Source organism: Nocardioides rotundus, from assembly GCF_019931675.1.
Lineage (GTDB): Bacteria > Actinomycetota > Actinomycetes > Propionibacteriales > Nocardioidaceae > Nocardioides > Nocardioides rotundus.
The window spans coordinates 894,473-909,421 of the sequence record NZ_CP082922.1 but is presented as its reverse complement, the minus strand read 5'-3'; the positions used below and the strand labels follow the sequence as shown (position 1 = coordinate 909,421).

Sequence of the window (14,949 nt, the reverse complement as noted above, 5' to 3'; positions counted from 1 at the left end):
GGTGCCAGGTCATCACACGCCCCACCCGGGCAGCACCAGCGCGGCCCACACGAGCAGCGGGCCGACCAGGGTGACCAGGACGCCGTACCCCAGGATCTGCTTGTAGTAGACCTGCTCGTCGATCGTGTCCGGCCGGTTGGCCAGCATCAGCGCGCCGTTGGTGGAGAACGGGCTGACGTCCACGATGGTCGAGGCGACGCCGAGGGCCGCGACGAAGAACGCCGCGGAGATGCCGCCCTCCGCGACCAGGGGGATCGCGATCGGGATGATCACCGGCAGCAGGGCGGTGGAGGAGGCGAAGGCCGACACGACACCGCCGACGTAGCAGAGCACGAGCGCGCCGATCGCGGCCGCGCCCAGCCCGGCGGCCCAGGTGCCGACGAACTCCGGGGAGCCGGCCTCGGTGAGGATGGTGGCGTACGTCGTCACGCCCGCGACCAGGAGCACCGTGGGCCAGGCGATCTGCTTGACCGCGTTCTTGTACTTCTCGGCGTTGAGCAGCGCGAGCAGCACGGCCGCGGTGATCGACACGAAGCCGATGTTCTTGTCGAAGACCAGCGCGACGACCGCCACCGCGACGAAGGCGACCAGGGTGAAGACCCGGTCGCGCCGGTCTCCCTCGTCCTCGGTGCCGCCCGTGGCATCGGCGCCCGTGCCGCGGGCCGGTACCCCGCGCCCGCCCTGGTGAAGCTCGGCTCTCACGAGCGCTTCGTCCTCCGCGTCGATCCGCAGGGACATCAACCGGCGCCCGCCCAGGGCGAGGAAGAGGACGGTGGCGAGCAGGGTGTTGACGACCAGGCTGGACAGGAAGATCACCAACTCGGCGTTGGGCAGGTCGTTCTCGCGCATCACCGCGTTGGTGATCGAGCCGTAGATGCTGATCGGCGAGAAGCCGCCGGCCTGCGCGCCGTGCACGACCATCATCCCCATCATCAGCGGGCTGATGCCATAGCGGCCGGCGAAGCCGAGGGCGATCGGGCCGATGATCGCGCACGCGGCCGGGCTGACCGCGCCGATCGCGGTGAGCACCGCGGTGACCCCGAACATCACCCACGGGATCAGCGCGACCCGGCCGCCGACGGCGCGGACCGCCGTACGCACGATCAGGTCGACCGTGCCGTTGTGCTTGGCGATGGCGAAGAGGTATGTCACGCCGATCAGCGTGAGGATGAGGTCGCCGGAGACTCCGGCGAGGATCTCCTTCTCGTCCAGGCCGAGGGAGTACATCCCCACGAGCCACGCGGCGACGTAGGCGAGCGCTCCCATGTTGATCGGCCAGACCGTGCCGACCACGAACAGCGCGACCAGCCCGATGATCGCTACCCATTCCGGACCCATGCGAATCCCTCGACTCTCTCGCGGGGTACGCCGGACGGCGGCCGCCGCACGTGACGCGCGTCACGATAGTGGATGAGTGGCCTAGCCAATAGGACAACGTGCCACCTGTCAATAGGGTGTCCCCATGCCCCAGGACTTCCCCGCTCCCCTGCCGCGCACCCGGCTGTATGAGCAGGTGGCCGACCAGATCACCGAGTGGATCGCCCGCAACGGGCTCGGCGCCGGCGACCGGCTGCCCGCCGAGCGGGAGCTGGCCTCACGCCTCGGGGTCAGCCGGGCCACCCTCGCGCAGGCGCTGGTGGCGCTCGAGGTGGTCGGCGCGGTCGAGGTCCGGCACGGCGACGGGACGCTCATCACCGGGCGGGGCCCGCGGGAGATCTCCGCCGACGTCCGCGCCCACGCGGACCGGCTGCCGGCGGTGATCGAGGCCCGCGACGCGCTGGAGACCAAGCTGGCGGCGCTGGCCGCGGAGCGGCGCACCGAGGACGACCTGGCCCGGATCGACGCGGCCCTGGCGGCGATGGCCGAGGACATCGGGTCCGGCGGTCGTGGCGTGGAGGGGGACGAGGCCTTCCACGCCGCGGTGACCGCAGCCGGCCACTCCTCGCTCCTCGAGCAGCTGATGGGCACCCTCGCCGAGCTGATCCGCGAGTCCCGGATCGAGTCGCTCTCGCAGCCGGACCGGCCCCAGACGTCCCTGGCCGGGCACCGCCGGATCGCCGACGCCATCCGGCGGCAGGACCGCGCGGCGGCGGCCGCGGCCATGCACGAGCACGTGGCGCTGGTCAGCGACGTCGCCCTGCTCACCGACCGATGACCGGCGGCGAGATCGCGGGGGTGCTGGCCGCCGGCTTCGGGGCGGGCATCCTCACCTCGACGGTCGGGGTCGCGTCCCTGCTGAGCTTCCCCGTGCTGGTGGCGCTCGGGCTGCCCCCGGTGGTCGCGAACGTCTCCAACACGATCGGGATGGCGCCCGCCGGGATCAGCGGGTCCTTCGGCTACCGCGAGGAGCTGCGCGCCCACCCCGGCGCCACCCGGGTGATGCTGGTCGTGTGCGCCGTGGGCGCGGTCGCCGGAGCCGCACTGCTGCTGTCCCTGCCGCCCGGGGTCTTCGAGGCGATCGTGCCGTGGCTGATCCTCCTCACCTGCGCCCTGGTCGGCCTGCAGCCGTGGCTCGCGCGCTGGCTGCGCCGCCACCACAGCGAGGACGCCGGGCCGCGCGTGCACCTGGGGCCGGTCACCACGCTCATGACCGGCCTGGTCGGCGTCTACGGCGGCTACTTCGGCGCCGGGTCGGGCGTGATGATGGTCGCGGTCCTCGTGCTCGGCACCGACATCGAGCTGCGGGTGATCAACGGCCTGAAGACGATGTCGCTCATGGTCGGCAACGTGATCGCGGGGCTCATCTTCGCCGTGGTCGCCGACGTCGACTGGTGGGCCGCGGCGCTGCTCGCCTGCGGCTCGGTGGTCGGGGGGTACGTCGGCGCCCGGATCGGCCGCCGCCTCCCCGACCTGCTCTTCCGGGTCTTCGTGGTGCTCGCCGGCGTCACCGCCGCGCTGCTGATGCTGCGGTGAGGGCTGGCTCGGCCGCGCCTCGTCGTCCCCGGGTCCGTCGTACCCCGGGTCCGTCGTACCGAACGGTAGGCACCTTTCTCGCGAGATTTCGGTGCGTACTGTTCGGTACGACGTCCTGGCTGGTGCGTACCGTTCGGTACGACGCACCGCCCCCGGCCGGGCGGGGGGTACGCCGACCCGGCGGACGCTAGCCCGCCCGGCTCTCCCCCCGCGCGGCGGCGCTGTCGGGGAAGCGCCGGTCGATCCGGTGGAAGGCGGCGTCGCTGAGCCGCGGCATCGCCAGGTTGGCCAGCTCGCCCAACCGGCCGGTCAGGACGTCGACGGTCACCGGCCGGTCCTCCAGCGCCCGCACCACCCGCTCGGCGGCCTGCTCCGGGCTGGCGCCGCGGCCGTCGTACGCATCGGTCGGCGTCACCATGGGCGTCCGCACCAGGCTCACCCGCACGTTGGTGAAGGTGACGTTGTCGCCGTAGCACTCCCGGCCCGCGATCCGCGACCAGGTGTCCAGCGCCGCCTTGGAGGCGATGTAGGCGGAGAACTTCGGCGCCTTGATCTGCACGCCCCAGGTCACGATGTTCACCACGTGACCGAACCGCTGGGCCCGCATCGCGGGCAGCAGGCCCAGGGTGAGCCGCACCGGCGCGAGGTAGTTGATCGCCATGGTGCGCTCGACGTCGTGCATCCGGTCATAGGACAGGTGCAGGCTCCGCCGGATCGAGCGGCCGGCGTTGTTGACGAGGTAGTCGACGGTGCCGTGCTCGGCCCCGACCCGGGCGACCAGGTCGTCCACCGCCGCGGCGTCGGTGAGGTCGCAGGCGTACGACGCCACGCGGGGGCCGCCGTCGGGCAGCCGCTCCCCCAGCTCGGCGACGATGTCGCCCTGCACCCGCCGCAGCTCGTCGGCCCGCCGGGCCACCAGCACGACCCGCGCGTCCCGCCGGGCGACCGCGCGGGCGGTCGCCTCGCCGATCCCGGAGGACGCCCCGGTCACCAGGACCGTGCGGCCCCGCAGCGGGCTGGGTGCATCCGCCCGGCCGGTCACCCGGCTCAGGAGACGGCGGAGACGGGACCTTGGCGTGTGGGTCAGCAGGCGGGCGGGCACCCGCCCAACCTACCCGCGGGTCAGTTCAGCAGGCCGCGGACCAACCGCAGTCCGACCGAGACCCGCGCCAGGTCGGCGTTCTCGTCGCGGCAGACCTCGCGCAGCGTGCCGGCGGCCCGCTGCACGACCTCGCCCTCCTGGTCCTCCCAGGCGGCCACCCGAGCGGCCGCGGAGTCGTCGGGAGACGTCGCCTCGATCGCCTGGGCGGTGAGCTCGGTGTGCACGGCGTACAGATCGTCGCGCAGCGCCGCCCGCGCCATCGTCTGCCAACGGTCCTCTCGCGGCAGCTCCAGGATCTTGCCCACCAGGGCGGGGATCCCGAGCCGCTCTCCCAGCACGAAGTGCACGCGCGCGACGTCGGTCGGGTCCAGACCCAGCCGCTCCGCGGTCTGCACGATGCTGAGCAGCATGTAGGACGGGTTGAGCGCCGCGACCCGGACCGCGAGGTCCTCGGGCACGCCGGCCGCGACCAGCTTGTCCCGGCGCTTCTCGAACGCGGTGAGCTCGCCGCCGGTGAGCAGCTGCGGCAGCTCGCTCATCACCCGCTGCACCGGGACCTCGAAGGAGTCCACGATCGCCTCGCTGTCCAGCGGCGGCCGGAAGTGGGTGACCAGCCACCGCGACGCGCGCTCGCACAGGGTGCGCATCTCCAGCCGCATCCGGGTCTGGACCTCGGCGGGCAGCACGTTGTCGTACTTCTGGATCTCCTCGCGCAGCGCCAGCGATCCGAAGATCTCCCGCGCCACGAAGTTGGCGTTGGTCAGGTCCGCGGCGCTGGCCGCGGTCTCGCCACCCAGCCGCGGCCAGAACGTCAGGCCGGCGCCGTTGACCAGGTCGTTGACCACCTGGGTCACGATGATCTCCCGGCGCAGCGGGTGGTCCAGCATCGCGCCGCGGTAGTCCTGCCGCATCCGAGAGGGGAAGTAGGCGAACAGGTCCGAGCGCAGGAACGGGTCGTCGGGCAGGTCCGAGGCGAGCAGCTCGTCGGCCAGGACGATCTTGGTCCACGACAGCAGAACCGAGAGCTCGGGCACGGTGAGCCCCTGCCCGCGCTCGAGCCGCCGGCGCACCTCGCGGGAGGACGGGAGGCCCTCGAGCTCGCGGTCGATCACGCCGTCGCGCTCAAGCCGGCGCATCCAGTCCTCGTGCACGTGCAGCAGCCCGGGCGCGTTCGCCGCGGCGTTGGCCAGGGCGAGGTTCTGCTCGTAGTTGTCCCGCAGCACCAGGTCGGCGACCTCGTCGGTCATCGCGGCCAGCAGGTTGTTGCGCTGCTTGCCGGTCAGGTCCCCGTCGCGGACCACCCGGTCGAGCAGGATCTTGATGTTCACCTCGTGGTCGGAGGTGTCCACCCCGGCGGAGTTGTCGATGAAGTCGGTGTTGATCCGCCCGCCGGCGCCGTCGACCCCCCTGCGGGCGTACTCGATCCGGCCCAGTTGGGTGAGGCCGAGGTTGCCGCCCTCGCCGACGGCCTGCGCACGCAGGTCGCGGCCGTCGACCCGGATCGCGTCGTTGGCCTTGTCGCCGGCGTCGGCGTTGGTCTCGCTGGACGCCTTGACGTAGGTGCCGATCCCGCCGTTCCACAGCAGGTCGACCGGCGCCAGGAGGATCGCCTTCATCAGCTCCGCCGGCGTCATCCGGGTGACGTCGTCGGCCAACCCGAGCGCGGTCCGCATCTGCGTCGAGATCGGGATCGACTTCGCGCTGCGCGGCCACACGCCGCCGCCCTCGGAGATGAGGCTCTTGTCGTAGTCCTGCCACGAGGAGCGCGGCAGCTCGAAGAGCCGCTTGCGCTCGGCGTACGACGTCGCCGCGTCCGGGTCGGGGTCGACGAAGATGTCGCGGTGGTCGAAGGCGGCCACCAGGCGGGTGTGCTCCGAGCAGAGCATCCCGTTGCCGAAGACGTCGCCGGACATGTCACCGACGCCGACGGCGGTGAAGTCCTCGGTCTGGCAGTCGATGCCGCGCTCGCGGAAGTGCCGCTGCACCGAGACCCACGCACCCCGGGCGGTGATGCCCATCGCCTTGTGGTCGTAGCCGACCGACCCGCCGGAGGCGAACGCGTCGCCCAGCCAGAAGCCGTAGTCGGCGGCCACCCCGTTCGCGATGTCGGAGAACGTGGCCGTGCCCTTGTCGGCCGCGACCACGAGATAGGAGTCGTCCCCGTCGTGGCGTACGACGTCGCGCGGCGGCACCGTCTCGCCCTCGACCAGGTTGTCGGTGATGTCGAGCAGCCCGGAGATGAAGGTCTTGTAGCAGTCCACGCCCTCGGCCAGCCAGGCGTCCCGGTCGGAGGCGTCGGGCAGCTGCTTGCAGAAGAACCCGCCCTTGGCGCCGACCGGGACGATGACGGTGTTCTTCACCATCTGCGCCTTCACCAGGCCGAGGACCTCGGTGCGGAAGTCGTCGCGTCGATCCGACCAGCGCAGGCCGCCGCGCGCGACGGAGCCGAAGCGCAGGTGCACGCCCTCCACCCGCGGGGAGTAGACGAAGATCTCGTACTTCGGCCGCGGCTGCGGGAGCTCGGGGATCTCCGAGGACTCCAGCTTGAAGGACATGTAGGGACGCACGCCGCCGTCGGCGTCGGGCTGGAAGTAGTTGGTCCGCAGCGTGGCGTTGATGTGGGTGAGGTAGGACCGCAGGATCCGGTCGTGGTCGAGGCTGGAGACATCGTCCAGCGCCCGGTCGATCCGCTCCCGCAGCTTCTCCTGGGCCTGCTCCCGGTCACCGGCGAAGGCGGGGTCGAAGCGGGTCTCGAAGAGCTCCACCAGCAGCCGCGTCAGGTCCACGTTGGAGGCCAGCGCCTCCTCGATGTAGTCGACCGCGAACGGGCTGTTGCCCTGCTTCATGTACTTCGCATAGGCGCGGAGCACGGTCGCCTGCCGCCACGTCAGCCCGGCCGCGAGCACCAGTCGGTTGAAGCCGTCGATCTCGTTGAGCCCGTCCCACACCGCACGCACGGCGTCCAGGAACAGGTCGCGCGAGCCCTCCGGGAGCGCCTGGCCGTAGCGCAGGCCGAACTCGTAGACCATCGTCGGCTGGTCCAGGCCGACCAGCTCGAAGGGCCGCTCGTCGATCACCTCGACGCCCATCGAGGAGAGCATCGGCAGCACCTCGGACAGCGACAGGGGCGACCCGACGCGGTAGACCTTGAGGCGGACCTCGCCCTGGCTGGCGTCCATGTCCTCGGTCAGCGCGAGGTCGAGCCCGCCGTCCCGGATCGCCTGGAGCCGGCCGATGTCGGCGGCGCCCACGCGCGGGGAGAAGTCCTCCTTGTAGGCCTCCGGGAACGCGGCCTGGTAGGTGCGGACGAGCTGGGAGCCGCGCTCCTCGCCGTACTCCGTGGTCACCGCGGCCACCAGGTCGTCGCGCCAGGATCGCGCCGCCTCGGCCAGTGTCCGCTCCAGCGCGACGGCGTCGACCTCGGGGATCAGCTCGCCGGGCCGGGGTCGCACCACGAAGTGCACCTGGGCGGTCAGTGCCTCGCTCACCCGGACGGTGAACTCCACGTCCTCGGCGTCGGTGGCCTCGCGCAGGATCGTGGCGAAGCGCTCGCGGACGGCGGTGTTGTAGCGGTCGCGCGGCAGGTAGACCAAGCAGGAGAGGTAGCGGCCGTAGGTCTCGCGCCGGGTGAAGAGCCGGACCTGACGGCGGTCGCGGGTCATCATCACGGCCGCGGCGATCGGGACCAGCTCGTCGGTCGGGGTGTAGAAGAGCTCGTCGCGGGGGTAGTTCTCCAAGATGTTCACCAGCGTCTTGCCGGTGTGGCTGGCGCCGTCCATCCCGACCGCGGCGAGCACCTCGGCGACCTTGTCGCGCAGCACCGGGATGCGGAGCACCGACTCGGTGTACGTCGCGCTGCTGAACAGCCCCAGGAAGCGGCGCTCGCCGACGACCTCGCCGTTCTCGTCGAACTTCTTCACCCCGACGTAGTCGAGGTAGGCCGAGCGGTGCACGGTCGACTGCGAGTTGGCCTTCGCGAGCACCAGCAGCTTCTTGTCCCGGGCCCGCCGGCGCACGGCCTCCGGCAGCGGGCGGCCGGCCTGCGACTGGTCCGGGTCGCTGCGCAGGATGCCCAGGCCGCTGCCGGGGACCGCCCGCAGCGTCATCTTCTCGCCCTCGCCCTCCAGGTCGTACTCCCGGTAGCCGAGGAAGGCGAAGTGGTCGTCGGCGAGCCACTGCAGCAGCTCGGTCCCCGGCGCCACCTCGGAGGCGGGCAGGTCCTTGGGCGGCGACGTCTGGAGCTCCTGCACCAGGTCGAGCAGCCGCCCGCGCATCCGCGGCCAGTCGTCGACCGCGTCGGTGATGTCGCGCAGCACCTCCTGAAGGTGCCGCTCGATCCCGGCCAGCTCGTCGTCGCCGACCCGGTCGATCTCGATGTGCATCCAGGACTCGCGCAGGCGGACCAGCCCGGTCGCCTCGTCCATCACCCCGCCCGTCCCGGGGACGGGGTCGGGGGTGTCCTCGGGGACCCGGATGGCGCGCAGCTCACCGGCGACGTCGCGCTCGGCCTCGAAGAGCGGGTGGACGACCACGTGCACGGTGCGGTGCTCGTCGCCGAGCGCCATGGTCATCGAGTCGACCAGGAAGGGCATGTCATCGGTGACGATCTCGACCACCGTGTGGCCGCCGGCGGACCAGCCGTGCTCGGCGACGCTCGGGGTGTAGGCGTGGACGCGGGCGGTGCCCTCGGGTCGCGAGCCGGCCAGCCGGTAGTGGGAGGCGAGCGCGCCGTAGACGTCGTCGGGGCTGCGGTCCTCGAGGTCCTCGGCCGCGACGTGGCGGTAGTAGGCGCGCAGCAGGTCGGGCAGCTCGCCGACCGGCGGTCCCCCCTTGCCCTTGCGCGACGCGGCCCCCTCGGCGGCCTGGGTGAGCAGCTCGCTCTTCGACTCCTCGATCAGTGTCGCCACGGCTCCGACCCTAGGCCGCGGGCGCACCGCCGGACAACCTGGCTCGCGCATGCGGGTCTCGGCCACGAGACACGCACACGGCGGTGCATGATGAGGCCATGAGGTTCCACAAGGCCATCGAGTTCACCGGCTCCTTCGACCAGGTCCGCGAGCTGCTGCTCGACCCCGCCTTCCGCGAGGAGGTGGCCCGGGAGGCCGGGGCGGAGGAGGTCGTCGTGTCGGTGGACGAGCAGGCGTCGGGGTCGGCGGTCGCCACGATCGACACCCGGCAGCCGACGACCGGGATGCCCGCGCTGGCGACCAAGTTCCTCGGCGGCGAGCTCGCCGTCCATCAGGAGGAGCGGTGGGCCGCCCCGGAGTCCGGCACCATGCTGGTGACCATCCCCGGCCAGCCAGGCCGGGTCGAGGGCACCGTGACCCTGGAGGACCGCAACGGGGTGGTCGTGCAGACCGTCGACGCGGAGGTCACGGTCAAGATCCCGCTGGTCGGCGGCAAGGTGGAGAAGCTGATCGGCTCCGTGGTCGGCCACGTGCTGAAGATCCAGGAGCAGACGGCGAACGAGCGCCTGCGCTGAGGCGCAGGCGCTCGTCGGTCGCGTCGGGACGTCAGTCCATGTGGGGGTAGCGGTAGTCCTTCGGCGGCACGAAGTTCTCCTTGATCGACCGGGTCGAGGTCCACCGCATCAGGTTCTGCGGAGCACCCGCCTTGTCGTTGGTGCCCGACGCCCGGGCGCCGCCGAAGGGCTGCTGCCCCACGACCGCGCCGGTCGGCTTGTCGTTGATGTAGAAGTTGCCCGCCGCGTCGCGCAGCGCCTCGCCGGCCCAGGCGACGGCGTCGCGGTCCTGGGCGATGATGGCGCCGGTGAGGGCGTACGGCGCGAACGACTCCATCTGCTGCACCACGGACTCGAAGCGCGCGTCGTCGTAGACGTAGACCGCGAGGATCGGGCCGAAGTACTCCGTTGAGAACATCGGGTCGGTCGGGTCGGTGGACTGCACGATCGTCGGCCGAACGAAGTAGCCCACCGAGTCGTCGGTCTGGCCGCCGGCCAGCAGGGTCAGGTGCTTGTTGGCGCGCACCCGGTTGATCGCCTTGCGGTGCTTGGCGAAGGCGCGCTCGTCGATCACCGCGCCCATGAAGTTGGAGAAGTCGGTGACGTCGCCCATCGGGATCGCCTCGGTCTCGGCGATCAGGTCGTCCTTGATCTTGTTCCACACCGACTTGGCGACGTAGGCCCGCGAGGCCGCCGAGCACTTCTGCCCCTGGAACTCGAAGGCGCCGCGGATCATCGCGACCCGGGCCACGTCGGGGTCGGCGCTGGGGTGGACGACGATGAAGTCCTTGCCGCCCGTCTCCCCCACCACGCGCGGGTAGGTGCGGTAGAGGTCGATGTTGTCGCCGACCGTGCGCCACAGCTTGTGGAAGGTCGGGGTCGAGCCGGTGAAGTGGATGCCGGCCAGATCGCGGTGGTTGAGCGCGACCTGGGAGACGTCGATCCCGTCGCCGGGCAGCATGTTGATGACGCCCGGCGGCATGCCGGCCTCCTCCAGCAGCTCCATGGTCACCGAGGCGGCCAGCTGCTGGGTGGGCGACGGCTTCCAGATCACCGTGTTGCCCATCAGCGCCGGGGCGGTGGGCAGGTTGCCGGCGATCGCGGTGAAGTTGAACGGGGTGATCGCGTAGACGAAGCCCTCGAGCGGCCGGTGGTCCGTCCGGTTCCACACGCCGGGGGCGTTCGCGATCGGCTGGTCGGCCAGGATCTGCCGGGCGTAGTGCACGTTGAAGCGCCAGAAGTCGATGAGCTCGCAGGCCGAGTCGATCTCGGCCTGGAACGGCGTCTTGGACTGGCCGAGCATCGTGGCGGCGTTCAGCCGCTGGCGGTAGGGGCCGGCGAGCAGGTCGGCGGCCTTGAGCAGGATCGAGCTGCGCTCGTCGGCGGAGAGCGCCCGCCAGCCGGGGGCGGCGTTGGCGGCCGCCTTGACCGCGGCCTCGGCCTCCTTGACGCCGGAGTTGCGGAAGGTCCCGAGCACGTGCTGGTGGTCGTGCGGCTGCACCACCTTGATCTCGGCACCCGAGCCGTTGCGCCGGCGACCGCCGATGACCGCTTTCAGGTTGTGCTGGCGGCGCTCCATGCGGCCCAGCTCGGCGAGCAGCTCCTCCCGTTCCGGGGTCCCCGGTGCGTAGGTGAGGTTGGGCTCGTTGATCGGTGCCGGCGGGAAGGTGATCGCGTCCATGGGACTGATGTTCTCAGACAACGACGGAGCGGACCAACGCGGTGGCGGCCTCCCTCAGCGGAGCAGGTCGTCGAGCTCCTGGACGGCGTACCAGCCGAGGTCCTCGTCCGGATCGGCGCCGGCCGGACGGTCCTCGACGTCGGCGTGCACGGCGGCCACCCGGCGGAACTCGACGTCGGCGTCGGGGTCGTCGGCCTCGGCCACCACGACCCGGCCGGCGGCGCGCCACTCCGCGAGCAGCGGCAGGGTCGCGGGGATGTAGATCCTCATGACTTCCTCCCCTGAGCGCGCGAGGCCGACTTCTTCGGTGGGGTACGGCGCCCCCGCGGCGCCCGGGTGCGGGTGCCGCTGGTGGTGTCGACCAGCTCGACCAGCGCCTCGGTGAGGCAGTCGCCGAGGACGTCGACGTCCGGCAGGGCGTCCCGGTCGGCGGTGATGCCGTAGTAGACGTTGTTGTCATACGACGTCACGCCGATGGCGAGCGCATGCTGCGGGAGCAGCGGCGGCACGGGGTAGGTCTCCAGCATCTGCGCGCCGGCGGCGTAGAGCGGGAACTGGGGCCCCGGGACGTTGGTGACCGAGAGCTGGAAGCCGGTGCGGAGCTCGTCGGCGGCCAGCCGGGCGCCCAGGGCGTGGAAGGTGGTCGGCGCGAAGCCGGCGATGCCGGCGAGCCGGTTCGCCGCGACCGCGCGGCTGGTCTCGCGGTGCGCACGGAAGGAGTAGGAGACCTGGTGCAGCCGCACGACCGGGCTGGCCTCCCCGATCGGCAGGTCGACCAGGTGGCCGGTGATCTGGGTGCCGAGGGAGGTCGCCTCCAGCTCGTCGTCGATCACCGACATCGGCACGATCACCCGCAGCTTGCGCAGGCCGCCGAGCGACTCGGCACGGGTCATCAGCCAGGTGCGGACCGCCCCCGCCACGGTGGCGAGGATGACGTCGTTGACCGTGCCGCCGTGGGCCTTGCGCACGGTGCGGTAGTCGGCGAGCGACGTCTTCACGGTGACGAACCGGCGCTGCTGGGACAGCGGCCGGTTGATCGGCGACTCGTGCACGGGCCGCCGCCCGGCCAGGGCGCTGCTCAGCTCCCCCGCCTTGGCCAGCGCATGGACGGCGGTGCGCACGGCCGACTCGGTCGTGGCGACCGCGGTGGACAGCGCCGTGCTCGGGTGCTGCAGGGTGTCGGCGAGCGCCTCGGCCACCATGCCCGCGGAGGTGGGGCGCCCGCGCGGGCGCCACTGGTCGTACTCCATCGCCTTCGGCTCCGGCACCGTGTCGAGCAGCACCTGCCCGAGGTCGACGGTGTCCACGCCGTCGACCAGCACCTGGTGGGACTTCGCGAGCACCGCGACCCGGCCGCCCTCCAGGCCCTCGACGAAGTAGACCTCCCACAGCGGCCGGTGCCGGTCCAGCGGCCGGGAGATGATCCGGGCGACCAGCTCACGCAGCTGGTCGTGGCTGCCCGGGCGGGGCAGTGCGGAGCGGCGGACGTGGTAGGCGAGGTCGAAGTCCGGGTCGTCGACCCACGCCGGGTTCGCCAGCCGACCGGGCACCCGGACCAGCCGCTGGCGGTAGCGCGGCACGAAGGAGATCCGGTCGCCGATCAGGCTCACCAGGCTGGCGTAGTCGAAGCCAGAGTCGCCCGGGTCGAAGATCTCGACCGTCGCGTTGTGCATCGGGGAGGACCCCGTCTCGAGGGCGAGCAGGCCCAGGTCGCGCGGCCTCAGCCGGTCACTCATCCACACGTCCCTTCGTCCGCTCTCCCCGGTCGTGATTCTGACAGAGGGCGGCGTCTGATCGCAGCCGCGGTCGGTGTGCTGTCCGCATCCGCCTCATCGGCGGCGGGCTCCCCCTGCCCTGCGCGGCACGATCCGGCGACGGCCGGAGTCCGCCTCCGCCACCGAGGCCGGCAGCACCGCGTCGGCGACCTCGCTCAAGGCCCGCACGAGCGGCCCGTCGCCGCCGACCGGCTCGCCGGCCACGAGGGCGCGGTCGACCGTCGTCCGGTCCTCCGGCAGGAAGTGCAGCCCGAGCAGGCGCGCGAAGCCCTCGACCATGCCGGCGATGTCCTTCTCCGACCAGCCCAGCGTGGGACGGTTGCGGTTGACCACGACCCGCACGGGCGCGCCGGCGAGCACGTCGCGCAGGTCCACCAGCGCCCGGGCCAGGCGGGACAGCCCGACCGGGTCGGCACTGCCGACGACCAGCACCTCGTCGGCGACGGCCAGGGCACCGAGGGTCATCGTGTTCCGCGGCGGGCGGGTGCCGAAGTCGGCCCCTGGGTCGTCCTCCAGGCTGAAGCCGGTGTCCACCACGACGGTGGCACCACGGCGCGCCGTCTCCAGCATGTGCTCGACCGCGCCGGAGCGCACCTCGACATAGCGGTCGGCGCGCGGCAGGCCCGTGATCACGCTCAGTCGGCTCCCGATCGCGCGCTGAGTGTCCGGCAGTCGCTCGGCCAGCGCGCCGGAGGTGGAGAGCCGGGCGGCCGAGAGGATGCCGGAGGCCTCGTCCAGGATCCCGAGCTGCTGCGCGACCGACCCGCCCCAGGGATCGGCGTCGACCAGCACGACCCGCTCGTCGCGGCGGGCCAGCTCGGCCGCCAGGCCGCACGCGACGGTGGTGCGCCCGGGCGCCCCCTGGGGACCCCAGACCGCGATCACCCGGCCCTCGGTGGGGTCCCCCGGCGGCGCCGGGATCGGTGGGAGGTCGTCGTCCGGCTCGTGAGCCGGTGGCGCGTCCTGGTCCGATGCTGGGCCGGCGAGCAGCGCGGCCGGCAGCTCCTCCAGGCCGGTCTCGGGCACCAGCTGCGCGACCCCGATCCGGGCGGCGTGCAGACGGCTCGCATCGGGGTCCCGGCGTCCGCCGACCACACCCACCGGCCGCACGCCGTGCCGCTCCAGGTGAGCGACCGCCCGGGTGTCCAGGCCGGGTGCGTCCAGCGCGACCACGGCCACGTCCGCCTGCCCGGTCGATGCCGATGCCAACAGGTCGTCGACGTCGACACAGCGCTTGAGCAGGCTCAGGTCGGGGTGCTCCTCCAGCAGCCCGAGGGCCCGGGACTCCCACGCCGCCCCGGCCGCCACCACCAGTGCGACGACGCGGTCACCGGTCACGTCAGCCCCGCTTCTGGATGGTCAAGGTGCCGTCCGCCGCCGCCTCCAGGGCCGCTCCGACGGCTTCTTGCTGGTCGGCCTCGATTCCCAACAGCAGCTGGCGCTCCAAGGTCGCACCGAACCCGTCCGCACCCGCGGGCACCCCGACGACCTCGACGTCCTCCAGGATCACCTTGGACCGGAAGCGGTCACCGAACTCGTTGACCGACCACACGTCCACCCGGGTGCCCGGCGTCAGGTCCGGCGGCATGGCGAGGGCGGGCAGGACGAGCGGCAGGGTGGAGACCCCGCCCGAACCGGCCCGCTGGAGCGCCGTACGCGGCACCAGCTCTCCCGCGCCGACCGCCCGGTTGAGACGCGCGTCGGCCGGCAGCCGGTCGGAGACGCGCACGTAGGACTCGGCCTCCCCCGTGTCGCCGAAGTAGACCTGCGTGGGCACCAGGTCGTCGGCGGTCAGCGGCTGTCCGGCCGCCATGTCCGAGCTCACCGCCCACACCTCGATGGTGTCGTCGGCCGCCCCGATGATCCGGGCGCCGGCGATCACCGAGAGCACCACGATGGCCACCCCGATCCACATCCGCGGGTCCCGCCAGCCCGGCGGTCGGGTCCGGGTCGCCGGCGGCGCAGCGGGTGGAGAGACGGGGTCTGAGGTCCCGAGAGTGGCGGTCATGCACGACAT

General features: G+C 72.3%; 11 protein-coding genes. 3 read left to right on the top strand and 8 right to left on the bottom strand.

Annotated elements, in window-relative coordinates:
- Positions 1 to 12 precede the first annotated feature (12 nt).
- Positions 13 to 1,338: an SLC13 family permease gene (locus tag K8W59_RS04410; RefSeq protein WP_223397538.1), complete on the bottom strand. Its 1,326-nt coding sequence runs from the start codon at positions 1,336 to 1,338 to the stop codon at positions 13 to 15.
- 124 nt (positions 1,339 to 1,462) lie between these two features.
- Between K8W59_RS04410 and K8W59_RS04405 the strand changes: the two genes are divergently transcribed.
- Both K8W59_RS04405 and K8W59_RS04400 read left to right on the top strand, forming a co-directional pair.
- Positions 1,463 to 2,155: a FadR/GntR family transcriptional regulator gene (locus K8W59_RS04405; protein ID WP_223397537.1), complete on the top strand. Its 693-nt coding sequence runs from the start codon at positions 1,463 to 1,465 to the stop codon at positions 2,153 to 2,155.
- Positions 2,152 to 2,913, top strand: a complete 762-nt coding sequence (locus tag K8W59_RS04400) for a sulfite exporter TauE/SafE family protein (RefSeq protein ID WP_223397536.1) — start codon at positions 2,152 to 2,154, stop codon at positions 2,911 to 2,913. The genes K8W59_RS04405 and K8W59_RS04400 overlap by 4 nt, the downstream gene beginning before the upstream one ends.
- Positions 2,914 to 3,100: 187 nt before the next feature.
- Here K8W59_RS04400 and K8W59_RS04395 read toward each other — a convergent pair whose 3' ends face one another.
- Together K8W59_RS04395 and K8W59_RS04390 are read right to left on the bottom strand one after the other, a co-directional pair.
- Positions 3,101 to 3,955, bottom strand: a complete 855-nt coding sequence (locus K8W59_RS04395) for an SDR family NAD(P)-dependent oxidoreductase (protein ID WP_223397535.1) — start codon at positions 3,953 to 3,955, stop codon at positions 3,101 to 3,103.
- A gap of 80 nt (positions 3,956 to 4,035) precedes the next feature.
- The gene (locus K8W59_RS04390; RefSeq protein ID WP_317846306.1) at positions 4,036 to 8,922 is read right to left on the bottom strand and encodes an NAD-glutamate dehydrogenase; all 4,887 of its coding nucleotides are present in this window, start codon (positions 8,920 to 8,922) and stop codon (positions 4,036 to 4,038) included.
- Between the two features lie 98 nt (positions 8,923 to 9,020).
- Between K8W59_RS04390 and K8W59_RS04385 the strand changes: the two genes are divergently transcribed.
- On the top strand, positions 9,021 to 9,497 hold the full coding sequence (locus K8W59_RS04385; RefSeq protein ID WP_223397534.1) for a DUF2505 domain-containing protein: 477 nt from the start codon (positions 9,021 to 9,023) through the stop codon (positions 9,495 to 9,497).
- A 31-nt stretch (positions 9,498 to 9,528) separates the two neighbouring features.
- On the opposite strand, the gene pruA is transcribed toward K8W59_RS04385, so the two are convergent.
- The 5 genes from pruA to K8W59_RS04360 form a co-directional block, all read right to left on the bottom strand.
- Entirely contained in the window at positions 9,529 to 11,157 is a 1,629-nt protein-coding gene (pruA, locus tag K8W59_RS04380) for an L-glutamate gamma-semialdehyde dehydrogenase (RefSeq protein ID WP_223397533.1), read from the bottom strand.
- Positions 11,158 to 11,211: 54 nt separating this feature from the next.
- Positions 11,212 to 11,427: a hypothetical protein gene (locus K8W59_RS04375; protein WP_223397532.1), complete on the bottom strand. Its 216-nt coding sequence runs from the start codon at positions 11,425 to 11,427 to the stop codon at positions 11,212 to 11,214.
- Complete coding sequence (locus K8W59_RS04370) at positions 11,424 to 12,893, bottom strand: WS/DGAT/MGAT family O-acyltransferase (protein ID WP_223397531.1); 1,470 nt, start codon at positions 12,891 to 12,893, stop codon at positions 11,424 to 11,426. The genes K8W59_RS04375 and K8W59_RS04370 overlap by 4 nt, the downstream gene beginning before the upstream one ends.
- A gap of 93 nt (positions 12,894 to 12,986) precedes the next feature.
- Positions 12,987 to 14,270 carry an AAA family ATPase gene (locus tag K8W59_RS04365; RefSeq protein ID WP_223397530.1) on the bottom strand — a complete coding sequence of 428 codons (1,284 nt, stop codon included), beginning with the start codon at positions 14,268 to 14,270 and terminating at the stop codon, positions 12,987 to 12,989.
- A 1-nt stretch (position 14,271) separates the two neighbouring features.
- Positions 14,272 to 14,940 carry a CpaB family protein gene (locus tag K8W59_RS04360; RefSeq protein WP_223397529.1) on the bottom strand — a complete coding sequence of 223 codons (669 nt, stop codon included), beginning with the start codon at positions 14,938 to 14,940 and terminating at the stop codon, positions 14,272 to 14,274.
- Between the last annotated feature and the right edge of the window lie 9 nt (positions 14,941 to 14,949).

Excerpts from the sequence above, each read along its gene's own strand:
- K8W59_RS04375 (WP_223397532.1), bottom strand. The coding sequence starts at position 11,427 with ATGAGGATCTACATCCCCGCGACCCTGCCGCTGCTCGCGGAGTGGCGC.
- K8W59_RS04400 (WP_223397536.1), top strand. The coding sequence starts at position 2,152 with ATGACCGGCGGCGAGATCGCGGGGGTGCTGGCCGCCGGCTTCGGGGCG.
- K8W59_RS04410 (WP_223397538.1), bottom strand. The coding sequence starts at position 1,338 with ATGGGTCCGGAATGGGTAGCGATCATCGGGCTGGTCGCGCTGTTCGTG.
- K8W59_RS04405 (WP_223397537.1), top strand. The coding sequence starts at position 1,463 with ATGCCCCAGGACTTCCCCGCTCCCCTGCCGCGCACCCGGCTGTATGAG.
- K8W59_RS04370 (WP_223397531.1), bottom strand. The coding sequence starts at position 12,893 with ATGAGTGACCGGCTGAGGCCGCGCGACCTGGGCCTGCTCGCCCTCGAG.
- pruA (WP_223397533.1), bottom strand. The coding sequence starts at position 11,157 with ATGGACGCGATCACCTTCCCGCCGGCACCGATCAACGAGCCCAACCTC.
- K8W59_RS04360 (WP_223397529.1), bottom strand. The coding sequence starts at position 14,940 with ATGACCGCCACTCTCGGGACCTCAGACCCCGTCTCTCCACCCGCTGCG.
- K8W59_RS04385 (WP_223397534.1), top strand. The coding sequence starts at position 9,021 with ATGAGGTTCCACAAGGCCATCGAGTTCACCGGCTCCTTCGACCAGGTC.